The 24,297-nt window shown below is 74.9% G+C and carries 19 protein-coding genes; 6 read left to right on the forward strand and 13 right to left on the reverse strand.

Annotated features, from left to right (window positions below; all coding sequences use genetic code 11):
- The first annotated feature begins 184 nt into the window (after window positions 1-184).
- Window positions 185-2,872, forward strand: a complete 2,688-nt coding sequence (locus ACZCLJ_RS11590; protein ID WP_463103792.1) for a glycoside hydrolase family 3 C-terminal domain-containing protein — start codon at window positions 185-187, stop codon at window positions 2,870-2,872.
- Between the two features lie 70 nt (window positions 2,873-2,942).
- The gene (locus ACZCLJ_RS11595; protein ID WP_463103793.1) at window positions 2,943-4,880 is read left to right on the forward strand and encodes an adenylyl cyclase; all 1,938 of its coding nucleotides are present in this window, start codon (window positions 2,943-2,945) and stop codon (window positions 4,878-4,880) included.
- A 57-nt stretch (window positions 4,881-4,937) separates the two neighbouring features.
- On the opposite strand, the gene ACZCLJ_RS11600 is transcribed toward ACZCLJ_RS11595, so the two are convergent.
- The 4 genes from ACZCLJ_RS11600 to ACZCLJ_RS11615 all read right to left on the reverse strand — a co-directional run bounded on the left by ACZCLJ_RS11600 (window position 4,938) and on the right by ACZCLJ_RS11615 (window position 9,123).
- A complete protein-coding gene (locus ACZCLJ_RS11600) occupies window positions 4,938-6,383 on the reverse strand; it encodes a dihydrolipoamide acetyltransferase family protein (RefSeq protein ID WP_463103794.1) in 1,446 nt (481 codons plus the stop codon).
- Between the two features lie 38 nt (window positions 6,384-6,421).
- Entirely contained in the window at window positions 6,422-7,420 is a 999-nt protein-coding gene (locus ACZCLJ_RS11605; protein ID WP_463103795.1) for an alpha-ketoacid dehydrogenase subunit beta, read from the reverse strand.
- A complete protein-coding gene (gene pdhA / locus ACZCLJ_RS11610; protein ID WP_251152284.1) occupies window positions 7,417-8,571 on the reverse strand; it encodes a pyruvate dehydrogenase (acetyl-transferring) E1 component subunit alpha in 1,155 nt (384 codons plus the stop codon). The genes ACZCLJ_RS11605 and pdhA overlap by 4 nt, the downstream gene beginning before the upstream one ends.
- A gap of 285 nt (window positions 8,572-8,856) precedes the next feature.
- Window positions 8,857-9,123 (reverse strand): DUF805 domain-containing protein, encoded by a 267-nt coding sequence (locus tag ACZCLJ_RS11615; RefSeq protein ID WP_251152115.1) that lies wholly within the window; start codon window positions 9,121-9,123, stop codon window positions 8,857-8,859.
- Window positions 9,124-9,211: 88 nt separating this feature from the next.
- Between ACZCLJ_RS11615 and ACZCLJ_RS11620 the strand changes: the two genes are divergently transcribed.
- Window positions 9,212-9,490, forward strand: a complete 279-nt coding sequence (locus ACZCLJ_RS11620; RefSeq protein ID WP_463103796.1) for a type II toxin-antitoxin system Phd/YefM family antitoxin — start codon at window positions 9,212-9,214, stop codon at window positions 9,488-9,490.
- Window positions 9,487-9,810, forward strand: coding sequence for a PIN domain-containing protein (locus ACZCLJ_RS11625; protein ID WP_463103797.1), 324 nt, complete (start codon window positions 9,487-9,489; stop codon window positions 9,808-9,810). Before ACZCLJ_RS11620 ends, ACZCLJ_RS11625 begins: the two co-directional genes overlap by 4 nt.
- A gap of 81 nt (window positions 9,811-9,891) precedes the next feature.
- Here ACZCLJ_RS11625 and hisC read toward each other — a convergent pair whose 3' ends face one another.
- Entirely contained in the window at window positions 9,892-10,971 is a 1,080-nt protein-coding gene (gene hisC, locus ACZCLJ_RS11630) for a histidinol-phosphate transaminase (protein WP_463103798.1), read from the reverse strand.
- Between the two features lie 184 nt (window positions 10,972-11,155).
- Between hisC and ACZCLJ_RS11635 the strand changes: the two genes are divergently transcribed.
- Window positions 11,156-14,191 (forward strand): BTAD domain-containing putative transcriptional regulator, encoded by a 3,036-nt coding sequence (locus tag ACZCLJ_RS11635; protein WP_463103799.1) that lies wholly within the window; start codon window positions 11,156-11,158, stop codon window positions 14,189-14,191.
- Here the strand turns inward: ACZCLJ_RS11635 and ACZCLJ_RS11640 are convergent.
- From ACZCLJ_RS11640 to ACZCLJ_RS11675, 8 genes are all read right to left on the reverse strand, one after another.
- On the reverse strand, window positions 14,112-14,918 hold the full coding sequence (locus ACZCLJ_RS11640) for an NADase-type glycan-binding domain-containing protein (protein ID WP_463103800.1): 807 nt from the start codon (window positions 14,916-14,918) through the stop codon (window positions 14,112-14,114). The two genes, ACZCLJ_RS11635 and ACZCLJ_RS11640, sit on opposite strands and share 80 nt — an antisense overlap.
- 347 nt (window positions 14,919-15,265) lie before the next feature.
- Window positions 15,266-15,826, reverse strand: coding sequence for a phage tail protein (locus tag ACZCLJ_RS11645; protein WP_251152111.1), 561 nt, complete (start codon window positions 15,824-15,826; stop codon window positions 15,266-15,268).
- The gene (locus ACZCLJ_RS11650) at window positions 15,823-17,769 is read right to left on the reverse strand and encodes a putative baseplate assembly protein (RefSeq protein ID WP_463103801.1); all 1,947 of its coding nucleotides are present in this window, start codon (window positions 17,767-17,769) and stop codon (window positions 15,823-15,825) included. The genes ACZCLJ_RS11645 and ACZCLJ_RS11650 overlap by 4 nt, the downstream gene beginning before the upstream one ends.
- A 1-nt stretch (window position 17,770) precedes the next feature.
- A complete protein-coding gene (locus ACZCLJ_RS11655; protein WP_463103802.1) occupies window positions 17,771-18,193 on the reverse strand; it encodes a GPW/gp25 family protein in 423 nt (140 codons plus the stop codon).
- Between the two features lie 15 nt (window positions 18,194-18,208).
- The gene (locus ACZCLJ_RS11660; protein ID WP_463103803.1) at window positions 18,209-20,065 is read right to left on the reverse strand and encodes a VgrG-related protein; all 1,857 of its coding nucleotides are present in this window, start codon (window positions 20,063-20,065) and stop codon (window positions 18,209-18,211) included.
- The gene (locus ACZCLJ_RS11665) at window positions 20,055-20,840 is read right to left on the reverse strand and encodes a CIS tube protein (protein ID WP_463103804.1); all 786 of its coding nucleotides are present in this window, start codon (window positions 20,838-20,840) and stop codon (window positions 20,055-20,057) included. Before ACZCLJ_RS11665 ends, ACZCLJ_RS11660 begins: the two co-directional genes overlap by 11 nt.
- Window positions 20,841-20,846: 6 nt before the next feature.
- A complete protein-coding gene (locus ACZCLJ_RS11670) occupies window positions 20,847-21,296 on the reverse strand; it encodes a phage tail protein (RefSeq protein WP_251152106.1) in 450 nt (149 codons plus the stop codon).
- Window positions 21,293-22,237 carry a hypothetical protein gene (locus ACZCLJ_RS11675; RefSeq protein WP_463103805.1) on the reverse strand — a complete coding sequence of 315 codons (945 nt, stop codon included), beginning with the start codon at window positions 22,235-22,237 and terminating at the stop codon, window positions 21,293-21,295. Before ACZCLJ_RS11675 ends, ACZCLJ_RS11670 begins: the two co-directional genes overlap by 4 nt.
- 559 nt (window positions 22,238-22,796) lie before the next feature.
- Between ACZCLJ_RS11675 and ACZCLJ_RS11680 the strand changes: the two genes are divergently transcribed.
- Window positions 22,797-23,012: a hypothetical protein gene (locus tag ACZCLJ_RS11680; RefSeq protein ID WP_463103806.1), complete on the forward strand. Its 216-nt coding sequence runs from the start codon at window positions 22,797-22,799 to the stop codon at window positions 23,010-23,012.
- Window positions 23,013-24,297 lie beyond the last annotated feature (1,285 nt).

The following is a 24,297-nucleotide window of genomic DNA, read 5'->3' on the forward strand; positions in this document are numbered from 1 at the left end:
ATGCTAGCGACGCCTCTCCGGCTCGCGCGCGGGGCGACCGGGGGTCCCAAACTGGTCCCCCGTCCGGGGGTTGCCGCCCGGGCGGCGGGCGAGTGTCGTGGGCGTGTCCGGACCGTGGAGGACCTGCGGAGGTCATCGGCGACCTCCGCGGCCACGGATCCGTCCTCGAAGGGGAGGGCTCGTCATGGGAGTGGTCGAGATGCATCGTGCGCGCAGGAGCGGGGTGGGTGCCGTCGCGGCGTTCGCCGCCGCCGCGCTGGTCGTGACGCTGGCGCCGTCGGCGCACGCGGCGACGGCGGACCCGCCGTGGATGAACACCGCGCTGTCACCGGACCAACGGGCGGTCCTGCTGCTGCAGGCGATGACGCTCGAGGAGAAGGTCGAGCTGATGTCCGGCGACCAGGGTGCAGCGCCCGCGGCGTTCTACAACGCGCCCATCGAGCGCCTCGGCATCCCCGAGCTGAGCATGGCCGACGCCACCGCCGGCATCGCGTCGCGCGGCTGGGTGCTGCCGGAGACCGGCGACCGCGCCACGGCCATGCCCGCGACGCTCGCCCTGGCCGCGACCTGGGACCCCCAGCGAGCGCGGGACTACGCGGGTGTCGTCGGCGACGAGTCGAGGCAGACCGGGCACGAGGTGCTGCTCGGCCCCAACTTCGACCCGACGCGCAACCCCTTCTGGGGCCGGCAGGCCGAGTCGACCGGCGAGGACCCCGAGCTCGGGTCCTCGATCGTGGTGCCCTACGTCCAGGAGGTCCAGGAGCGCGGCGTCATCGCGAACCTCAAGCACTACACCGCCTACACGCAGGAGACGTACCGCGGGGGCCTGCAGAACGCGATCGTCGACGAGCGCACGCTCCGCGAGGTCCACACGGCCGGGTACGAGGCCGCCGTCCGCGACGCCGACCTGGGCTCCGTCATGTGCTCCTTCAACAAGATCAACGGGGTCTACGCGTGCGAGAGCGAGCTGGCCCTGAACGAGATCCTGCGCGAGCAGCTCGGCTTCACCGGCTTCGTCCTCACCGACTTCGGGGCCATCCACTCGACGCTGCCCTCGATCGTCGCGGGGACCGACATGGAGACCGGGACGCGGTCGTTCTACGGTGACGCGCTCCTCGCCGCCGTCAACGACGGCACCGTCCCCGTGGCGCTCGTCGACCGGGCCGTGCTGCGGATCCTGCGCACGATGTTCGCGATCGGCATCTTCGACGGCGACTACACGCCGACGGCGATCCCCGTCGAGGAGCACGGTGCCGTCGCGCGCGAGGTGCAGGAGGACGCGATCACGCTGCTGAAGAACGACGACGCGCTCCCGCTCGACGCCGCGACGTCCGTCGCCGTCGTGGGGGCGGACGCCACCATCCCCTCCGCCCTCGGCGGCTCCGCGTTCGTCCAGCCGACCTACGAGGTCTCGCTGCTCGACGCGATGCGGGACCGCGCGGAGGAGAGCGGCACCCAGGTCCGCTACGCGCAGGGCAACGACCCCGTGAGCGCGGCGAACATGATCGAGACCCGCGACATGACCGCCGTGCCGTCGTCGGTGCTGCGGCCCGAGCGCGGGATCGGTGACGGGCTCACCGCCCGCTACTTCGCGAACGCCACGTGGACGGGCGCCGTGGGTCTGACCCGCACCGAGGCGCAGGCCTCGTACGACGTCGGCTTCACCGGCGGCGGGCCGGCCTTCGCCTCGCTGTACGGCTCGCAGGTGCCCCCGACGCCCACGCTCGCGGGGCTCGGCCCGGCGCAGAACGGCGAGCAGTCGGTCCGCTGGACGGGCGAGCTCGTCGCACCCTCCACCGGGGAGTACGTGCTCGGCGCCACGGGCTGGGGCGACGCCCGGGTCTGGCTGGACGACGAGCTCGTCGTCGACATGACGGGCGAGGACGGCCGCCGGGACGTCCGCTCCGCCGGCCTGGCGCTCGAGGCGGGTCAGGCCTACGACCTGCGCGTCGAGTACTCCCAGACCCGCCCGCTGGTCGGGCTGCAGCCGGGTACCTTCCTCCTGCAGTGGGACACGCCGGACGACGCCCTGCCGCCGTCCGTCGTCGAGGCGGCCGAGGCGGCCGCGGCGTCCGACGTCGCCGTCGTCTACGTGCGCACCTACGAGACCGAGGAGCGGGACATGGTCTCGCTCAAGCTGCCGCAGAACGCCGAGCAGCTCATCCGCCAGGTCGCGGCCGCGAACCCGCGGACCGTCGTCGTCGTGGCGACCGGCTCCGGCGTCGTCATGCCGTGGGCGGACGCCGTCCCGGCGGTGCTGCAGAACTTCTACGGCGGCCAGGAGGAGGGCAACGCGCTCGCGGCGATCCTGTTCGGCGACGAGGACCCCTCCGGTCACCTCCCCGTGTCGTACCCCCGCAGCGAGGAGGAGCTGCCGCTCGCCGTGCAGAACCCCTGGCTCGACGACCCGGACGTGGAGTTCTCGGAGGGTCTGAACGTCGGCTACCGCGGATACCTCGCGGCGAACGTCGAGCCGATGTGGGCCTTCGGCCACGGCCTCTCCTACACGGAGTTCGACCTCGACCGGTTCCGGGTCGGCAACGCCATCCGGGCGACCGGCGGGAACGACACCGTCGACGTGCGGGTACGCGTGCGCAACGTCGGTGACCGGACCGGCACCGAGGTGGTCCAGGTGTACCTCGGCCCGCTGCCCGGGGTCGAGTCCCCGGAGCTCAAGCTGGCGGGCTACGCCAAGGTCGAGCTGGAGGCGGGCCGCCGCCAGCAGGTCCGCGTGGAGCTGGACCGGCGCGACTTCTCGTACTGGGACGCCGAGGCGGACGAGTGGGTCACCCCCACCGGCCAGGTGGCCGTGTACGTCGGCCGCTCGGCCGTGGACGTCGACCTCGCCGGAGCGGTGCGCGTCCGTCGCTGACGCCTCCCGTGCTGCCCCCGTTCTCCGAGCGGGGGCAGCACGGGCGTCACGGTCGCCGGAGGGAGGGCTCGTGGACCGTGTCGACGCCGCGCGCCGCCGGTTCCTCCTCGGGGCCGCGCTCGGGACCGCCGTCGGTGTCCTCGTCGGCGTGGTCGGCACGGTGCTCGTCGTGGACCGGTCCCCGGACGCCGGGACGCCCGCCGTGGGCGCCCCGGCGCCGCTCCGCGAGGTGAGCGCCACCGACCCCGACCTCGGTCCCGGCGTGGTCGTCCTGTCGCCGTCGATGTCCGTGGCCGAGATCCACGCCCTGGTCGACGGGATCACCGCCCGGCAGACGGACGACGAGATGGGTACCGGACGGTACGCCGTGCTGCTCGAGCCGGGGACGTACGGCACCGACACCGATCCGCTGCAGCTCACGGTCGGCTACTACACCGAGGTCGCCGGGCTCGGCGCGTCACCGGGGGACGTCGTGGTGAACGGGAAGATCGAGGTGTTCAACCGCTGTCTCGCGGACGACGGGACGTCGAACTGCCTCGCGCTCGTGAACTTCTGGCGCACGCTGGCCAACCTCACGATCGACGCCGACGGCGCGGGACAGGACGGGTGCCAGCAGGCGGCGAGCACCTGGGCCGTCTCCCAGGCCGTGTCGATGCGGCGGGTCGACGTGCTCGGCGGAGACGGGCGGCCCCCGCTCTCGCTCACCGACACGTGCTCGGCAGGGCCGCAGTACGGGAGCGGCGGGTTCGTCGCCGACTCGCGGGCGGGCGACGTCGTCAACGGCTCCCAGCAGCAGTGGTTCACGCGGAACAGCGTGATCGGGAGCTGGAGCAACGCCGTCTGGAACCAGGTGTTCGCAGGGGTCGAGGGGGCTCCCGACGACTCCGCCTACCCGGACCCCGCGTACACGACGCTCGAGCGGACGCCCCTCAGCCGCGAGAAGCCGTACCTCTTCGTCGACGGCGACGGCGCCCACCAGGTCCGCGTCCCGGCGGCGCAGCGCGACTCGTCGGGCATCTCCTGGGCGGACGGCCCCACACCCGGCCGCACCGTCCCGCTCACCGACTTCTTCGTCGCGCGCCCGACGGACCCCGTGGCGACGATCAACGAGGCGCTGGAGCAGGGCCGGCACCTGCTCCTCACGCCCGGTGTGTACGACGTCGGGGAGAGCATCGCCGTCGAGCGGCCCGACACGGTCGTCCTCGGGATCGGGCACCCCACGCTCACGGCGGTCGACGGCGCCATCCCCCTCACCGTGGCGGACGTCCCCGGCGTCGTCGTGGCCGGTGTCACGGTCGACGCGGGCGAGGTCCGGTCCCCCGTCCTGGTCCGGGTCGGCTCGGGAGCCGAGGACGCCGAGCGGGCCGGTGACCCGGCGAACCCGACGACGCTGAGCGACGTCTACCTGCGCGTCGGCGGGCCGCACCCCGGCAGCGCCGACGTCGCGCTGGAGGTCAACGGCGACCACGTCCTCGTCGACCACGCCTGGGTCTGGCGCGCGGACCACGGCGCGGAGGGGTTCGACGACGGGGAGCGGTGGGTCACCAACATCGGCCGTCAGGGCGTCGTGGTGCACGGCGACCACGTCACCGCGACCGGCCTGTTCGTCGAGCACTTCCAGGAGCACAACACGTTCTGGGACGGCGAGGACGGCACGACGGTCTTCTACCAGAGCGAGCTCGCGTACGACCCGCCGGACCAGGCGGCCTGGATGAAGGGCGACGTCGAGGGCTGGGCTGGCTACGCCGTCGGCGAGGACGTCCGCCGCCACGTGCTCCACGGGGGCGGCGTCTACGCCGCGAACCTCGAGGACCCCTCGATCCGCACGGCGAACGGGTTCGAGGTCCCGCAGACCCCGGGCGTCCGGCTCCACCACGTCGCGACCGTCAGCCTCGGCGCGGGCACGATCGAGCACGTCGTGAACGGCGTCGGCGAGGCGGCGGACCCGTCGAGGACGGGTCGCCCCGTCTACGTCGAGAGCTACCCCGGCACCGACGGCGACCCGTGACGCGGACGGGCGGACGGGGCACCGCGGGGCGCGGACGTGGCACAGGGTGCCGCAGCGTCAGCCCCAGACCAGGCCCCGCGCCGGGTCCTCGAGGACGCGCGCGACGTCGGACAGGAAGCGCGCGCCGAGCGCGCCGTCGACCAGCCGGTGGTCGAAGCTCAGCGCGAGCTGCGTGACCCAGCGCTTGCGGATCTTGCCCTTGTGCACCCACGGCTGCTCGCGGATCGCCCCGAACGCGAGGATCGCGGCCTCGCCCGGGTTGAGGATGGGCGTCCCCGTGTCGATGCCGAACACGCCGACGTTCGTGATGGTGATGGTGCCGTCGGACATGTCGGCCGGGCTCGTGCGTCCCGCGCGGGCGGTCGCCGTGAGGTCGGCGATCTCCGTCGCGAGCCCGTGCAGGTCGAGCCGGTGCGCGTCCTTGATGTTCGGCACCACGAGCCCGCGCGGCGTCGAGGCCGCGATGCCCAGGTTCACGTAGTGCTTGTAGACGATCTCCTGCGCGGCGTCGTCCCAGCTCGCGTTGATCTCGGGGTGGCGGCGCACCGCGAGGAGCATCGCCTTCGCCGTGACGAGCAGGGGCGTGACGCGCACATCCGCGAACTCGCGGTCCTCGCGCAGCGTGCCCACGAGCCGCATCGTGCGCGTCACATCGACCGTCTGGAACACCGTGACGTGCGGTGCGGTGAAGGCGCTCGCGACCATCGCCTCGGCCGTCCGCTTGCGCACCGACTTCACGGGCACGCGGGTCTGCCGGCCGTCGGACGTGACGGCGCCGGTCGCGAGCCACGGCTGGTCGTCGTCCGCGTACGTCGCGAGAGGCTTCGCCTTCGCCTGCTCGTGGTGGGCGACGACGTCCTCGCGCGTGACGATCCCGCCCGGGCCGGTGCCCGCGACGCTCGCGAGGTCCATCCCGAGGTCCTTCGCGAGCTTGCGCACGGGCGGCTTGGCGAGCACCGGCAGGTGCGCGTGCCCGACGGCGGGGCTCGCCGGCGCGGGGACGGGCACCGACGACGCCGGGCTGGGAGGTGCGGCCGGCACAGCGGGGGCGGGGGCGGCAGCCGGGGCGGCAGCCGGGCCTGCGACGGCCGGAGCGACGGCTGCCGGGGCGCCACGCCGCGGGCGGCGCGCGCTGCCGGGCTCGACGGTGCCGTAGCCCACGAGCACCGAGCCGGAGCCGCCGGCCTCGGGAGCGGGCGCGTCCACGCCGTCGGGCACCGTCGCGGCCGGTGCCGTGGGCGCCGGCGACGCGCCGTCCGGGTCGGTGTCGACGACGACGATCGGCACGCCGACCTCGACCGTCACGCCCTCGGGGACGAGGATCTCGCTCACCACGCCCGTGAAGGGCGACGGCAGCTCGACGAGCGACTTCGCGGTCTCGATCTCGACGATCGTCTGGTTGACCGTGACGCGGTCGCCCGCGGCCACGTGCCAGTGCACGATCTCGGCCTCGGTGAGCCCCTCGCCCGCGTCGGGAAGCTTGAACTGCTCGTACGTCGGCACTGCTGGTCCTCCTGGGTCTCGGTCCTGAGCGGCGCGCGTCAGTACGCGAACGCGCGGTCGACGGCGTCGAGCACGCGGTCGAGGCTCGGCAGGTAGTCGTGCTCGATCTTCGCGACGGGGTACGGCGTGTGGAACCCGCCGACGCGCAGCACGGGCGCCTCGAGCGAGTAGAAGCACTCCTCGGTCACCCGGGCCGCCACCTCTGCGCCGGAGCCCAGGTAGGTGGGCGCCTCGTGCACGACGACGCAGCGCCCCGTGCGGCGCACCGACTCGACGACGGTCGCGGTGTCGAGCGGCGAGATCGAGCGCAGGTCGACGACCTCGACGCTGCGGCCCTCCTGCTCGGCCGCGGCGGCGACGCGCAGCGCCGTGGCGACGGTCGGGCCGTAGGCGACGAGCGTGAGGTCGGTCCCGGCCCGCAGGACGCGCGCGCGGTCGAGCACGCCCGCGCCCTCCCCCGGACCGCCGAGCTCGACCTCGCCCTTCTCCCAGTAGCGGCCCTTCGGCTCGAAGAACAGCACCGGGTCCGGGGAGGCGACGGCCTCCTGGATCATCGTGAACGCGTCCTGGGGCGTCGAGGGCGAGACGACCCGCAGCCCGGCCGTGTGCGCGAAGAGCGCCTCCGGGCTCTCGCTGTGGTGCTCGACGGCGCCGATGCCCCCGCCGTAGGGCACGCGGACGACGACCGGCACCTGGAGCTTGCCGCCCGAGCGGTAGCGCATCTTCGCGAGCTGCGTCGTGATCTGGTCGTACGCCGGGAAGATGAACCCGTCGAACTGGATCTCGCACACCGGTCGGTAGCCGCGCAGCGCGAGGCCGATCGCGGTGCCGAGGATGCCCGACTCCGCGAGCGGCGTGTCGACCACGCGGTCCTCGCCGAAGTCCTTCTGCAGGCCGTCCGTCACGCGGAACACGCCGCCGAGCGGTCCGATGTCCTCGCCCATGAGCAGGACCTTCGGGTCGGACTCGAGCGAGCGCCGCAGGCCCTCGTTGATCGCCTTGGCGAGGGTGAGCGTCTTCGTGGTGCCCGTGCTCATCGTGCGACCTCCTGCCGGGCGGCGGGCGCGTCGTCCGCCGCGAAGGACTCCTCGTAGTCGGCGAACCACGCCTTCTCGGCCTCGACGACCGCGTGCGGCGAGCCGTAGACGTGCTCGAACATGCTCGACGACGCGGGCGCCCCGAGCGCCCGGGTCTCCGTGCGCAGGCGCTCGCCGAGCGCGTCGGCCTCCGCGGCGAGGTCGGCGGCGAACGCGTCGTCCCACGCGTCCTCGGCGCGCAGCAGCGCCTCCAGCCGGTCGATCGGGTCGCGGCGGCGCCAGTACTCCTCCTGCGCCCGGGACCGGTACTTCGTGGGGTCGTCCGACGTCGTGTGCGCCCCCATGCGGTACGTGAAGGCCTCGACGAAGGTCGGGCCGCCGCCGGACCGCGCGCGCTCGAGCGCCTCGGCCGTCACGGCGTAGCACGCGAGCACGTCGTTGCCGTCGACGCGCACGCTCGGCACGCCGAACCCGCCGCCGCGACGGTAGAGCGGCACGCGCGTCTGCTTGGTCGTGGGCTCCGAGATCGCCCACTGGTTGTTCTGGCAGAAGAGGACGATCGGGGCGTTGTTCACGGCGGCGAAGACGAGCGCCTCGCTGACGTCGCCCTGCGACGTCGCGCCGTCGCCGAAGTACGCGACGACCGCCGTGTCACGCTCCGGGTCGCCCGTGCCGACGAGGCCGTCGCGCTGGACGCCCATCGCGTAGCCCGTCGCGTGCAGCGCGTGCGACCCGATGACGAGCGTGTACAGGTGCACGTTGTGCACGGCCGGGTCCCAGCCGCCGTGGTCGACGCCGCGGAACAGCCGCAGGCGGTCGACGGTGTCGATGCCGCGCACGTGCGAGACGCCGTGCTCGCGGTACGACGGGAACACGTAGTCCTGCGGCGCGAGCGCGCGGCCCGAGCCGATCTGCGCGGCCTCCTGGCCCTTCGACTGGGCGAAGAGGCCGAGCTCGCCCTGCCGCTGCAGCGCGGTCGCCTCGTCGTCGAAGCGGCGCGTGAGGACCATGTCGCGGTACAGGCCGCGCAGCGCGGCGGCGTCGAGGTGCGCGACACGCTCGCGGTACGGGTCGGTCTCGGGGGTCGTCACCCGCGCGCCGGCCGGGGTGACGAGCTGGATCAGGGGAGCGTCGTCGGGGCCGCCCGCCATGTCGGGAAGGTCCGGGGCCGTGCTCGCTGCGTCCCGGGCAGGTTCTCTCGCCTCGTGGTCCGTCACGCGAATCTCCTTCGGTGCGGGCCGCCTGGCGACCGCCCGCTCGGGGGCAGGTGACGCCCGTCGGGGGCGCCGTCGTAACCTACGTCTCCGTAGCCTACGCAAGCGTAGGCTACGACTGCGTAGGTTCCGCTGCCGACGTGTCGCCCAACGTGTGCGGCAACCGTTTGGAGGGAACCTCCAAACCCCACCGGGCCACCCCCGCGTCGAGCGGGGACTGCCTCACCGCGGGTAGACGCCGCCCGCCCGCAGGGCGTCACGCTCGCGCAGCACGGGCCAGCGCGAGAACGCGAACACGAGGAACATCACGACGTTGAGGATCGGGACGAGGCCGACGAGGATCCACCAGCCCGAGTAGCCGGCCTTCTGGATGATCCGGACGTAGGCGATGAAGAAGATCACCGCCACGGCGACGTAGACGACCACGGCGACACCGCCGAACAGCCAGCCGTAGTCCTCGACGAACTGGTCGTACTCCACGTTGTCCATGGTCGCGAGTGTTCTCGCGGCGCGGGGTGTCGGCAACCGGAGCGGCACCGCTGTAGACCTGCGTCTACACCACGGCTTCCCTGCGATCATGGAGACCGTCGGGACGCGCGAGCTCAAGCAGAACCCCCAGGCCGTGATCCGCCGTGTGCTCACGTCCGGCCAGGAGATCGAGGTCACCGCCTACGGGAAGCCGACCGGCGTCCGCCTGGTCCCGGACCACGGCTCTCGCCGTTCTCGATGGATTCGAGGAGACGACCTCGACGGGTTGCCGACCATGGGTGGCGAGAATGCCGCGAACCTGAAGGCGGAGATCGGACGTCAGCGCGACGGCGACCTCGTCGAGAACCCGTGGGGCGACCCGGCGTGATCGTCCTGCTCGACACGAACGTCCTGGTGGACCTCGGTACCTACCCTCTCGAGCGGCAGGCGTCGTACGGCGCGAGCATCCTGTCGCGAGCGGAGCTCGAGCTCGGCATCCGCGCCGCGAGATCCTCCGACCAGGCCGCCGAGCGGCGTCGTCATCTCAACGAGCTCGACGACAGGTTCGAGTGGATCGACTTCGACCTCGACTGCACCCGGTCGTACGGGCTGCTCGCCGCTCATGCCAAGGGCCGCGTCGCGGGTTCGCGCGTACGCGGCAAGGACGCACTCATCGCGGCACAGCACATCGGCACGGTGCCGCGGTGATGACGGAGAACACCGAGGACTTCCGCCCGTTCAGCGAGCTCGTGCCGATCCTCTCTCCGCCGCCGACCGTGACCTGACGCGCTATCTCCAGGTCGCGCTCACGCGCAGGAACAGGTCGGTGGCCTCCGGCTCGCCGACGCTCACGCGCAGGCCCTCGCCCGCGAACGGGCGGACGATCGCCCCCGCGGCGCGCGCCTCCTCGGCCCGCTGGACGGTGCGGTCGCCGAGGTCGAACCACACGAAGTTGGCCTGGGTCTCCGGCAGCTCCCAGCCCTGGTCGCGCAGGCCCTCGACGAGACGCGTGCGGTCCTCGACCAGGTGCTCGACCCGGCCGAGCAGCTCGTCGCTCGCCCGCAGGGAGGCCAGCGCCGCCCCTTGCGCGACGTGCGAGACGCCGAACGGGGTCGACACGGCCCGGATCCCGGCCGCGAGCCGGGGACGCGCGACCGCGTACCCGACGCGCAGGCCCGCGAGCCCGTAGGCCTTGGAGAACGTGCGCAGCAGCACGACGTTCGGGTGCTTCGCGTACACGGCGAGGCCGTCGGGCGCCTGCGGGTCGCGCACGAACTCCAGGTACGCCTCGTCCAGCACGACGAGCACGTCCGACGGGACGGCCGCGAGGAACGCGTCGAGCTCGTCGCGGTGCACGACGGGACCGGTCGGGTTGTTGGGCGTGCACACCAGGACGACGCGCGTGCGCTCGGTGACGGCCGCAGCCATCGCCCGCAGGTCGAGCCGACCCCGGCCCTCTCCCGTCAGCAACGGCACCTGGACGGACGTGCCGCCCGCGACCGCGACGGCGATCGGGTACGCCTCGAACGAGCGCCACGGGTAGACGACCTCGTCCCCCGGCTCGACGACCGTCTGCAGCACGTGCGCGAGGACGGCGACCGACCCGTTGCCCACGACGACCTCGGCCGCCGTCACGCCCAGGCGGTCCGCGAGCGCCTCGACGAGCTCGGTCGCGTACATGTCGGGGTACCGGTTGACGTCGGCCGCGGCGTCGGCGATCGCGGCGACCACCGACGGCAGGGGCGGGTACGGGTTCTCGTTCGACGAGAGCTTGAACGCCGCGGCACCCGGGGCGACGCGGCCCCCCGGGACGTAGGCGGGCAGCGCGGCGACGGCGGGACGCAGGGGGACGCGGGGTTCGTGGGCCACGGTCGTCGATCATGCCACCCGCGCACCCGGCGAGGGTGATATCTGCCGGTCGGCCTGCGGAGCCTGCACGGGCCTCCCTATGATCGACTCCCGGTGACCGTCCGAGGACGAGGGGGCACACGACTCGATGAGCGCCGCCCGCGGAGAGGATCACGGAGCGCACCAGGCCCCGGTGCCCGGTGTCGTGGGTCTTCCGCGCCCGCGCCTCCTCGACCAGCTCGACGGGGCACGCCTCGCGCTCGTGGTCGCCCCGCAGGGATCGGGGAAGACGACGCTGCTCACCCAGGCCGCCCGGCGCGCCTCGACGGACGTGGTCTGGGTCCGTTGCGAGGCCGGGGACGCGGGAGGCGCGGACGGGCCCCGCGTGACGGTGCGGACGCCCCCGCACCTCGCCGGACGGCTCGCGCAGGGCGACGCGCCGGGGCACCTGGCGCGCCTCGGCCGCATGGCGCAGGACCCGTTGCTCGTGGTGGTCGACGACGCCCACCACCTCATCGGCAGCCCGCTCGAGGACGAGCTCTCGGCCCTGCTCGCGCACGCACCGCCGCACGTCTCGGTCCTGCTCGGCTCGCGTCGCGCACCGCCGCTCAACCTGGCGAGGGTCGAGCTCTCCGCGCCCGTCACGCTGACCGACGTCGCGCTGCGGTTCCGGTCGTGGGAGGTCGAGCGGCTGTACCGCGAGCTGTACGACGTCCCCCTCGACCCCGCGGACGTCGCGGCGCTCACATGGCACACGGACGGCTGGGCCGCCGCGCTCCACCTCTTCCACCTCTCGGTCGCTGACGACCTGCCCGGGGAGCAGCGCCGGGCCATCCGCCGGCTCGACCACCGCCAACGCTTCGCGTGGGACTACCTGCAGACGCAGGTGCTCCGCCCGCTGCCCGTGGACCTCCAGCGGCTCCTGCACAGCACGGCGACGCTCGACCTGCTCACGCCGCGCCGCTGCGACACCCTGCTCGGCGTCGCGACGTCCCGCGACGCGCTCCGTCGGCTCGCCCGGTCGACGTCGCTCGTGCGGACGGTCGGCGAGGACGGGTACCGCGTGCACCGCGTCCTGAGACGCCACCTGGTCGCCGCGGTCACGGACGAGGTGTCGGTCGCGCAGGCGCGGTCGATGCACGCCCGCGCCGCGGAGGTCCTCGAGGCCGAGGGCGCGCTGCACGAGGCGCTGCGGTCCCGCGGTCGAGCCCACGACCTCGACGGCGTGAAGCGCCTGCTGACCCGCGTCGACCCCGGTGCCCACGACCGTGGCGAGCGCGACTGGGGGTCCGCGTTCCCGCCCGACCTCGTCGAGGCGGACCCGGACGTCCTCCTGGCCCGGGCGCGCGAGCTCGTCGCCGACGGACGGGTCTCGGAGGCCGGCGTCGTCGTCGACCGCGCCGCGGCGCAGGAGGGCGCCGACGCGGTGCGCCTCGCCGCCGCCCGTCGGGTCGTCGAGGCGCTGAAGGGGACGGCCGACCGCGTCCGCACGCTCATGGACCCGCAGGGTCCGCGCCGTCCCGACTGGTTCCACCTCCTCATCGCCGCGACGGTGCGCGACCCGGGCGCGGTCGTGACGCTGGCCCCCGCGTCGGTGCGGGGCCGCGCGCTCGTCGAGGGTGTCGCGCGGCTCCTCACGGGCGACCAGCGACGTGCGCGCGAGGCGCTGCGGGACGCCGCGAACGACGTCGAGGCCGACGCCAGCATGATGCTCCTGGCCCAGCTCTTCAGGGTCGTGTTCACGCGGGGCCCGGACGACGGCACGAGCGCCGCGGCGCTCGACCGGATCCACTCCGAGGCCGAGCGTCGTGGTCTCGTCTGGCTCGCCCGCATCACGCACGGCGTCGTCCTCGCGGACGACGACGACCCTGCGGCGCGGCTGCAGGTGGCCCGGTGCGTGGCGTACTGCGAGAGCGACGGAGACCGCTGGAGCGCGCTGCTCGTGGCCGGCGCAGAGGTCGTCGCACGGTCGAGGCGCGGGACCGGGGAGCCGGAGGACTGGGAGAGGCTCGCGCTCCGGTGCCACGCGCTCGGCGCAGGGACCCTCGTGGCGTGGGCCCGCGGGGCGCTCGCGGTCGCGGCGGTGGAGGCCGGCCTGCCCGACGCCGCCGAGCTGGCCGCGCAGGCGGAGAGCCTCGCCAGGACCGCGGACGTGCCGGGCGCGCTCGCGCTCGCCTACGTCGCGCTCGCGGGGTGCAAGCCGGCCCAGCGCGACGACCTGCTCCGCCTCGCGTCGTCGACGGCGCGGTCGGCCGGTCTGGACGACCCGACCCGTCAGGCTCCGCCCGCGCCGACGGTCGCCTCTGCTGCACCCGCGCCCACCGTGCCGGCCACGCGCCGACCGCCTGCCGCGCCGGCCGCCCCCGCCCGCGCGGCGGAGGACGACGCGGAGGAGACCCGACCGACGGTCCTGCACGTCGGCGACCGGGAGCACGTGGTCGTCGTGCGGTGCTTCGGGGCCTTCGACATCTCCGTGGACGGGCGCGGCGTCGACCTCTCCGGTCTCCGCCCGCGTGCACGGCGGACCCTGCGCTACCTGTCGATGCGGGCCGGGCGTCCGGTCCACCGCGAGCAGCTCGCCCAGGCCCTGTGGGGCGAGCTGGACCTCGGGTCCGCGATGCACAACCTGCACGTCAACATCTCCGCGGTGCGCCGCGCCCTCGAGCCCCGCGGCGCCCGGCGCGAGGAAGGACTGGTGCGCCGCGACGGCGAGACCTACATGCTGCCGCTGCCTCCCGGCTCGGACTGCGACGTCGCGCGGTTCGAGCAGCGGCTGTCGCGAGCACGACGGCTCGAGCACGAGAGCCCGTCCTCGGCGGTGAACGGGTGGCAGGCCGCCGTCGACGCGTACGGCGGCGAGCTCCTCCCGGAGGAGGGCGCCGCCGAGTGGGTGCGGCCGGAGCGGGAGCGGTACGTCCTGCTCGCGGCCGGCGCCGCCGAGTCGCTCGCCGGCGCGTGCCTGCGCGCGGACGAGCCGGACCGGGCCGTGTCCGCCGCACGGCACAGCATCGAGCTGAACCGGTGGGTCGACGCCCCGTGGCGGCTGCTCGTCGAGGCGCTCACCGCGCTCGGCGACCACGCGGCCGCGCTCCACGCGCGACGCGAGTACGACGCCGTGCTCCAGGAGCTGGGCGTCCGCCGCCCGGTCGACCACACCCCCGTCAACCGCGGCCCCGGAACTCGACCTCGGCGATCGCCACCGACGTCTCTGGGGTCGCACGGAACGACGACACGATCGTGAGCCGGACGGTCGCGACGTCGTCCTCGACGACCTCGACGGTCTGCGGTCCCGGCACGTCGTCGAGGTCGACGCGGTGCTGCGCCGTCGACCCGTCCGCGCGGGTGACGGTGACGTCGAGCGCGCGCGGGCTCGAGCCCTGCAGGTACTCCTCCTGCACCGTCGAGGACCCTCCCGTGACGACGAGGTGGACCAGCCGGAACGGCTGGTCGAACGTCAGGTCGACGGTCTGCCCGGCACCGTCGCCCGGCTGCGCCGGCGACCACGCCAGGTCGTTCGTCCCGTCGACGAGGTGCGACGCGGGCCGGTCCGGGGCCTCGCTCGACGCGACGACCGTGACGGGGTTGTACACCTCGTCGCCCTGCAGCCGGTCCTGCACGGTGGTGGCACCGCCGCCGATGGTGTCGCGCAGCTGGTAGCCGGCGAACCCGATCCCGCCCACGACCAGGAGCGCGACGACCGTCTTCGTGGGGAAGCGGCGCCGTCGCCGCGGTCGGGTGCCCGCGGTCGGGGCCGGGCGGGGGTCCGGGCGCCAGAGCCGGCTCCACCACGACCTCCTCCCCTGCACCCGGGCGTCCGCGAGGCTCGTCCCGCACCGGCGGCAGAAGTGCCGGGTCGGGACGTTCCCCGCACCGCACGTCCCGCAGACGAGGTCGCCCGCCTCGGGCGGGGGCGCGTCCGGCTCGGGCGCGCGCGGCGCGGGCCGCGCGAGCGGCACGCCGGGGAGCACCGCGGCAGGCTCGCGGGCAGGCGGAAGCTCCTGGGGCACGACCGACGGGGAGTCGGTGGGGGGTGGCGGACCGGCAGGGCCGGGCGGTCGCGCACGGGTCGGCACGCCGTCGGGAGCGGGCGCACCGTCCGGATCGGAGGCGCTGTCGGGCGCGGCCCCGGCCGCGACGACCGGGGGGTGGGTCGGGTCCGGCCCGGGCTCGCCGACCGTCCGGGCCGCCGCGGGCACCGACGCGGTCGCCGGAGCGGCGGCCGGTGGCGCCGGCTCCTCCCACTCCAGGTAGCTGCCGCAGGACCCGCAGAACGAGACTCCCTGTTCGTTGGCCTGACCGCAGGCCGGGCACGTCATCATCGGTTCTCCACCACCTCGAGCGTGTAGGGGACGTGGACGGGGCGACACTGCGCGATCACCTCGTGCACGTGCCGGTCGTCGACCTCCGCGGGGTCGTCGACCAGCACGCGCACGTGGAACGAGGGCCCGGCGGTGCCAGGGAGGTCTCCGCCGGGGACGACGGACGACGCGACGCCGCCCGTGTCGCTCACGTGGACCTCACCGCCGGTCACGGTCCGCACCGCGTCGGCGACGCCGCGCGCCGTCCCGCGCAGCCGCTGGGTGCGCGCCGCGTCCGCGACGGCGACGCGGAGGCGTCCGGTCTCCCACGACGGGTCGGCGTCCACCCCGACCCACCGCCCCACCCACTCGAGGTGGTCGCGCGGCGCGAGCCACGGGTCGACGTAGCACTCGAGGGTGTCGAGCGTGAGGAAGACGGGTGCGAGGGCGTCGTCGAAGGCGCTGACGAACCGCCCGAGCAGGTCGTCGTCGAGGAAGACCCCCGGCAGCATCGACGTCACCGGGGCGGGGCTCGCGAGCCCGGCCACCGCGCCCCGCCGCGTCGGTCCGCCGGTCATGACGCCTCCACGACGCGGACCTGGTGCTGGTAGGAGAACGCCAATGCGTCACCCGCGACGTCGACGCGCTGCACCGGTTCCCCGCGGTCGCCCGTGATCGGGTCGGCCGCGAACAGCTTGACGTCCTCCACCGCCTCGACGCCCGGCACGCCCTGGAGCACCGCGAAGATCTCCCCGGCGCGCACGGCCCGGCCGAACGGCCAGCCCAGCCCGTCGAGGCCACCGCCGAGCGGGTCGACGTAGGCGTTGAGCGCACGCAGCGCGTCGCTCTCGAGCAGGGCCTGCCGGGTCCGGCGTCGCGCCGCGATCCGCGCGACGACGGTGACGCCCTGGTAGAAGGGCGGCTCGACGAGCACCTGCGTGCCGAGCATGCGGCGCGGCTCGAGGTGCTCGACGATGCGGTCGAGGACGTCCGGGTCGGGGACGAGGTCCTCGAAGCGGCGCGTGCCGTCGTCGGCGGCGGGGACCGCGGGGACGACGAGCACGCGCACCGCCTGGGGGGCGCCCGCCACGGAGAGGCAGCGCACCCGGGCGAGGTGCGGCGCCGCGTCGCGCGTCAGGTGCTCGTAGTCCTCGGCGGTGACCGCGCGGTCCCGCGTCCGCAGCGCGAGCGGTCCGCGCTCGCGCGCCTCGTCGACCGACTCGGCGTCGACGCCACCGAGCGCGGGCCGGCGGTTCTCGACCCGGTCGACGAACCCGATGGTGCCGCGCAGCACGCGGACGGCCCCGGTCGCGACGTTGCCGGCCGGCCCGCCGCCCACCTGGTACCCGGGCAGCCGCAGGAGCGCGCCCGACGGCGGCACCCTCCCGTGCAGCGTCAGCGTCCCGTCGACGTCGCGAACCGCGGGCGGGAGGTGGATCTCCCCCGCCGCCCGGTCCAGGGTGAACACGGGGTCGTCCGGACCGGACCCGGCGAACGAGCCGGTCTCCGTCCACGTCTCCCAGCCGTCCCCGGTCGCGACCTCGAGCGTCGCCGGCGCACCGCCTGCCACCACCGGGCGGCGCTCGAGCGCGAACGTCTGCCCGGGGATGCCCTCGGACGTCCCCAGCACCTCGCCCGTGACCGTCTCGGCGTGCACGGCGCCGACCGTGCCGCCGATCGTGAACGCCTCGACGTCCTTGACGACCGGGGACGAGCTGTACGAGCGGGCACCCTCCTCCGGCTCGACGACGCGGCACCGGACCCAGCCCGCTCGGAGCCCGTCCTGGACCGACGCCGCGTGGGCCGCGGGCAGGTGCAGCACGACGTCGCCCGCGCGGTTGAGCCCGCCCGTCCCGTCGGAGTCGACGTCGCAGCGCACCCAGCGCTCGCCGCCCCACGCCTCCCAGACGATCGGAGGGCGGCGGGGGTCGACCCCCACGCCCTGGACGTCGCAGTCGAACCGCAGCACCACGGCGCAGCCGGGCGCCGCGTCGTCGAGCCCGACGAGCAGGACGTCGCCCGGCGTCGGCGGCTCCCCGAAGCACGGGAACCGCTCGCCGGTCGTCACGGTCTCGGTGCGACGGACGGGCGGCGCGAGGTCCGCGCGCTGCGTGAGGAGGTGCACCCGGCGTCGCGGCGGCACGACGAGCGGGCCGGTCGTGCGGAACACGACCGCGTCGTCGTGCTCGGTCCGCGGCGTCGAGACCTCGGTCCCCTCCGGGACGGCGACGGGTTCCTCCTGCGGCGCGGACAGCCAGAACGAGACGTCGACCGTGGCCGCGGTCGCGGGGTGCAGCGTCACGCCGAGGAGCTCGAGGAACGCGACGTACAGACGGTCCGGGACGCGGTTCAGGCGGTACAGCATCTGGTCCGTCATGAACGCGAACGTCTCGATGAGGGTCACGCCCGGGTCGGACACGTTGTGGTCGGTCCACTCGGGGCAGCGCGCCTGCACCATCCGCTTCGCGTCGTCCACGAGGTCCTGGAAGCGGCGGTCGTCGAGGTTCGGGGAGGGCAGCACGTCACTCGCCGCCCTCGACCGCGGACGCGGTGTCCCGGGGGATCACGTAGAAGGGGAAGACGAGGTTGCGCGGGTCGTTCGTGCCGCGCACCGTGTACCGGACGTCGATGTACAGCACGCCCTGGTCGACGTGGTCGAACCGCACGAGCACGTCGTGCAGCTCGATCCGGGGCTCCCAGCGGTCGAGCGCGACCCGCACGGCGTAGGCGATGTCGCCCGCGGTCCCGGCGTCGGCCGGGGCGAACACGTAGTCGTGGACGGCGCAGCCGAACTCCGGGCGCATGGGCCGCTCGCCGGGCGCGGTGGCGAGGACCAGCCGGATGCTCTCCTCGATCTCCTGCGTCCGGCGCACGAGCGCGATGCGCCCGGTGCGGTCCGTCCGCAGCGGGAACGCCAGCCCGGCCCCGATGAACTCCTGCCCCACGGCTCCTCCTCGACCTCAGTTGATCTTCACGAGCGAGCCCTTGACGGTCGTCACGCCCGCGGACGTGACCTCCGCGGTCGCGCTGCCGTCGAGCGTCGCGGTCGCGCCCTGGAGCGCGAGCTGCGCGTCGGCGCTGATCGAGACCTTCGGCGCCTTGAGCTCGATCGCGCTCGTGCCCTCGATCGCGACCTGCACGCCCTTCACGGTGACCTTCCCCGTCGTCGACGTGCAGGTCACGTCCTGCTGGGCGGTCACCTCCACGGCCTTCTGCGCGGTGACCCTGACCGGCCCGGACGACGTGATCTCGATCGCCGCCTCGGGCTTCTGCACGAGCACGACCTGCTCCTTGCCGCCCTTGTCCGAGACGACGAGACGCTCCTCGCCGGGCTTCTCGACGAACTCGACGTGCATCCCGGTGCGCGACGTGATGGTCCGTCGGGTCACGGCGCCGCTGTTCTTGTCGACGTAGGGGGCCGCGGACGGCGCGGGCGGCTTGTCCGTCGTGCTGAACAGGCCACCGAGGACGTACGGCTGGTCGAGCTCGCCCTCGGCGAGCGCGACGAGGACCTCGTCCCCCACCTCGGGCAGCACGAAGGTGCCACGCATCGCCCCCGCGCCCGGCTGGACGACGCGCGCCCACCAGCTCTCCAGCGAGTCGTGCAGCAGGGGAAGCTTGACCTTGACCCGGCCGACGCCCTCGGGGTCGTCGACCGACGTCACCACCGCGGGCAGGATCCCGGCGCCCCGCGCACCCGCACCGGCGGCGGAGCGGGACCCGGCGACCGTGCCGTGGGTGGTGCGGTCGGACGCGTCCGCGACGGTGACGTGCGTCAGGTAGCCCCGCTCGCCCGAGAGCTCGTGCCGGGCACCGCTCACCACGTACTTGCCGTCGAACGGGTCACCGCACCCGACGACCGCGACGGGGCGCCCGACGGCGATCGCCGGGTTGCCGAGCACGGTCGCCTCGATCTCGGCGAACCCTCCGCCGACCCGGTCGGCCACCGACCTCGCGCTCTCCGTCGCCTGGCCCTGCGAGCCGAAGGACGTGCTCGGGACGACGAGCGGCGGCGGCGAGAAGTGCGCCCCCAGCCTCGCCGGGTCGGTCGTGGACAGCTGGGCGCTGGACGTCGACGCCTTCGCACGGGCGACGAGCGCTCGCTTGCGGAGCTGGTCCCAGCCGCGCGCCTCGACCTCCCGCACCTGGGACGCGCTCGTCACGGTCGCGCGCAGCGAGATCAGGTTCACGCCGTGCTCGACGACGGCCGGGTCCTGGCGCGCGCCGGTCGTCCCCGAGGGGGCACCTCTGGCCTCCGCGGGTCGGTGGAAGTCGAGTCGGCCGCCCGAGACGCCGACCACCCTCCCGCTGCGTGCCGCGAGGCGCTGGAGCAGGTCCCAGTCGCTGATGTTGGGCTGCCACACGTGCTCGAACACCTCGGTCGTCGCGTCGACCCTGCCGACGGGCAGGCCGTTGGCCCCCGCGACCTTGCGGACGACGTCGGACGCGGTCACGTTGACGTACGTCGCGACCCGGCGCGCGCCGACGAGCCGGTGCGCCGGGTCGAAGCCGCGCACCGTCGTCTGCCGGCCGCCCGGCCCGATCTCGGTCTCGAGCGACGTCACCTCTCCGGTGAGCAGCGGCGTCGGGCCGCCCGGCCCGCTGAGCTGGACGGACAGCTCGACCTTCGCCCCCACCCGGATCCCCGCCTTGTCCAGGACGGCGCCGTGCTCGTCGGAGAGGCGGATCACGAACAGCGCCGGCTGGTCCCGCCGGGCGTCGACGAGCACGGACGCGACCGCGGGCTCGACGTCGGCCGGCAGCTCGCGGCCGTCGACCCGGACGACGACCCGGGCGCTGTGCTCCTCACCGTGCACCGGCGACCGCCCCCGGGCGTCGTCCGACCGCGGGGTCCCGCAGGTCCTCCACGGCGGGGAGCAGCACGCGGTCGCCCGCGCGCAGCCGGAACGGGTCGTCGACCCGGTTGGCCTCGGCGACGTCCCGCCACAGCCCCGGGTCGCCGTACTCGCGGTACGCGATCCCCGCGAGGGTCTCCCCGTGCACGACGACGTGTTCGCGGTGCGGCACGAGCCCGCCCGAGGTCGGGTTCTGGCGTGGCGCCTCGCCGGCGATCTCCTCGAGGGTCACGGAGCACACCGCCCGGATCGGCAGGCCGCCGGAGGTGAACAGCGTGTACCGGACCTGGACGCTGCTGACGTACGCGAGGAAGCCCGTCAGGCTCCCCCACCGGAACAGCACCCACGGCGGGGAGTCCTTGCGCTGGTCGTGCGAGGCAGGAGTCGGGACACAGCTCGTGAAGAGCTTCTCCACGGCCTTGACCACCGCGTCGTCGTGCGCCTGTGACGCGTCGAAGAACATCTCGAGGGACAGCCGCGACGGTTCCGGGCCCTGGAACTGCGGAGGGCTCGAGCGGCGGTTGCCCGGGTTGGTCGGGCGGGTCCACGTCGCAGCCTTCTGCAGGGCCAGCTCGGTGGGGTTGAACTGGAACGCGATGCGTCCGATCTCCGGGCCCGCCTTGGCGAGCGACCCGTCCTTGGACGGCTCGAACAGCAGGAGGTACGCGTGCTCGAGCTTGGAGCCCGAGCCGGATCCCCCGGCCGCCGCGGCGTCGAGGCCTACTGCAGAGGCCATCTCACCTCACCCCGCAGCCTTCGGCGGCACGAACCCGTGGTGCGCGATCTCCACGGACTCGACCACCACGGTCGAGTCCGTCGTCGACAGCGTCGGGCCCGACCACCGCACCGGGACGATGCCCATCAGCCCGAACCGGGCCACCTCCGTGCCCTGGGCGGTCATCGCGTCGATCGTCGCCGTCCCGAACGTGTAGCCGCTCGTCACCATCGACGTGAACCACTCGCCGATCTTGGCGCTGTCCCGGTTCAGGGGGCGGGTGAGCGTGACGTTCGGGAACCGCAGCCGTGTGGGGAACTGCCACACCGACCCGTTGTTCCCGCCCTCCTCGCGCGTCTCGACGGTCACCTCCGCCCCGAGCCCGGAGCACGAGCTGAAGTGCCCGAGGTTCCAGTCGTCGAGGAAGATGCGATACCGGATCCCGACGGCGAGCGTCGTGTCCTCGTAGATCGTCACCCCTGCCACCCCCGGTCGATGCGCAGCCCCAGCCGTTCACGGTCGACGAGGACCTCGTGCCGCAGCCTGCGGAGCAACGGGTCGGTCAGCCGCCGCGCCAGGTCGTCGAGCTCCGCCTCGGTCATCGCGAACCGCCCCGCGGGGGACGACGACCTCCCGGCGTTCCCCGCGGTCGGGGGAACGGGTGCCGTCGACACCGCGGCGGGCGGGGCCGACGCCGACACCGGGGTCGGCGCGGGGGCCTGGGCTGCGGTCGGTGCTCCGGGAGTCGGCGCGAGCGCCGTCGGCGCGGGCATCGTCGGCGCGAGCATCGCGGGCGCGGGCGCGGGTGCGGTCGGGGCCGGCCTCGGCGCGAGCGCGTCAGCCGCTCCCGGTCCGGCCGACGGTGCGTGCCACGGCGTCGTCGTGGTGGACGAGGGGACGAGGACGGGCGCGGCGCCGTGCGCCGACCGGTCCTGGCCCGCCAGGGCGCGATGTCCCCCGATCGTCCCGCGCGTCCGTCGTGACGCCGACGCCCACGACCCCGTCCCGTCGAGGTCTCGCGACACCACCGGTCCAGGCGCCGGGACACCGAGGAGGGGTCGCGGCGCAACGCCGAGCGGCTGCGTTCGCGGTGCGACGTCCAGCGGCTGCGTTCGCAGCGCGACGCCGAGCGGCTGCGTTCGCGGCGCGACTCCGAGCGGTGGCGCTGGCGCGGCGCCGGTGAGCGGGTCTCCGGCGAGCCGAGCGATGACGGGGCCCTCCCCCGCCGTGCCGCCCGGCCCCGTCGACGCGCCACCCGCTGGGTCGGGCGCGCTGCGGTCGGGCGCGCTGCGGTCGGGTACGGCGCGGTCGGCATGCGGGCGGACGAGCGCGACGCGGTCGGGCGCGGCGCGGTCGGCGTGCGGGCGGGCGAGCGCGACGCGGGACACGACAGGACCGCTGTCGATGCGTCCTGACACGAGGGGACGCCCGGCGACAGGAGGCGCGGTGACAGGAGGCACGGGAGGTGCGGCGAGGGGACGTGGCCCCTCGGACGCCGCGCGAGACGGCGCGACGGTCGGCGTCGTGGCGGTCGGCGTCGTGGCGGTCGACGTCGTGGCGGTCGGCGCCGTGGCGGTCGGCGTAGTGGCTGTCGGCAGGGCGCCGTCCTGCGGCGCCGGTGGTACGGGTGGTGCGGGTGGTGCCGGCGGTGCACCGGCCGTCGGGGCGAACGTCGACACCGACGTCGCCGACCTCTGTGCGAGGATCGCGCGTTCGGCGGACGCCCTGTCTGGCGCCGCGGACGGGAGGCCCGGCCCGACGGACGAGCCCGGCGCGACGGACTGCGGCGCCGCGGCCGGCGTGCCGTGCGCAGAGGCGGCATCGTCCACCGGGACCGGCCCGCGGACCGCGCCCGCAGCTGACCGACCCGCGACGTCGGGCGTCGGCACCGGCGTCCGGGGGGCGGCGAGCGGGGCTCCGGCGGTCAGTCGTGCGACAGTCAGCGGTGCGTCTGCCGGCGGTGTCGTTGCCTGCGTCGTGGATCGTCCCGCCTCGGCCGCCGCGCTCGTGCCCGACGCCCCCGGCGAGCGCGTCGGCGACGACGGCGTGGACGGGGACAGGGACGGCGACGGCACCGTGGACGGCGCCGTGGTTCGCGAGACCGAGGTGGACGGCGCACGCGAGTCAGACGGTGCGACGGCAGGTTCCTGGGTGGCGGACGGCGACGTGGCCGGTGCGCCTGACGCGCTGTGAGCGGGCGCCGTGCCCGACACGGATGAGATCGGCAGCGCGGCCACGGCGAGGGGGATCGCGGGCCGCGACGCGGGCGACGGGGCGACGGGCTCGGACGGCTCCCGCGCGCGCTGCACGGCCGGAAGGGGTGCATCCTCCGTGCTCTTTCGCCTCGCCGGCACGGTCGACGCGGGCACGGCCGCTGAGGACGTCTCGTCCGCCCGCCCGGACATCGATGGGTCCGTGGCACGGGAGACCTGGGTGGACGCCGTCGCGTGCGGCGGTCCCGCGAGGAGCGCCACGACGGCAGGGGCTGGCTGAGTCGCCGTCTGGCCGCCCGGCTCGGGCGGATCCACCGGCCCGGGTGGCTGCGCGCCGTGCAGGGCCGCGCCCTCCGTCCCGTCCCCGACGCGTGCCGCACCGACCGGCGTCTCCGGCACGAGCTCGCCGTCGCTCGAGGACGCGCGACCCGGGATCGCGGCGGCCCGTTGCGCCGGGAGGCTCGAGCCGATCGCGGCGCGGCCGCTCGACGTCGCGCGAGAGCCCGGCGTCGGACCCGCCGGAACTACGCCCTCCGTGGTCGGTGCGCGGCCGCCGGCAGGGGGGAGATGCGCACCAGGTACCGACGGTGCGGACGCCGCGCCGGACGCGACCGAGAGGGGCGGTTCCGGACGGGCGACGGGGTTCGCCGGCACGACCGCGGCGTCGCGAGACCTCTGAGCGACCGGCGGCACTGGCGACACCGGCCACCCGTCGGACGGCACCGCCACCCGAGAGGCGCCACGGTCTGCGGCCCGAGCGGTCGGTGGCGGCACCGCGAGCGCCGGGTCCGAGCCCGGGGCTGTCGTCGGGAGAGGAGCCCCGAGCCCGAGCCGCTGCACCGGTCGCCCACCGACCTCACCGCGGGTCGCCGCACTGCTCCCGTGCGCCGTCGGCAGCGTGGGACGCGTCGGCACCGAGACATCGGCCGTGGTGGAACGCTGCACGGTCGGTGCGCGACGCACCGGGGCGTCGGCCGGGACTGCCACCGGTGCCGAGACCGCGGCGAGGGGCAGGACGGTCCCCGTCCCGTCGGAGAAGGCGGCCGCGCCGGTGGTCACCGCGCCCGTCGGTGCCGCTGACAGCGTGACGCCGGCGACGACGTCGGGCACGGCCGTGGCCCGCTGGACCACGCCCGGTCCCGCGGTCGGGGCCACGAGCGGACCGCTCCCGGTGTCCGGAGTGGCTGCGGTGCGCGCGACGACGACGGGTCTGCTGGCCGGCAGCCGGTCGGACACGGCTGCGGCGCTCGTGAACCTGCCGGACG

Source organism: Cellulosimicrobium sp. So1_17, assembly GCF_055181235.1.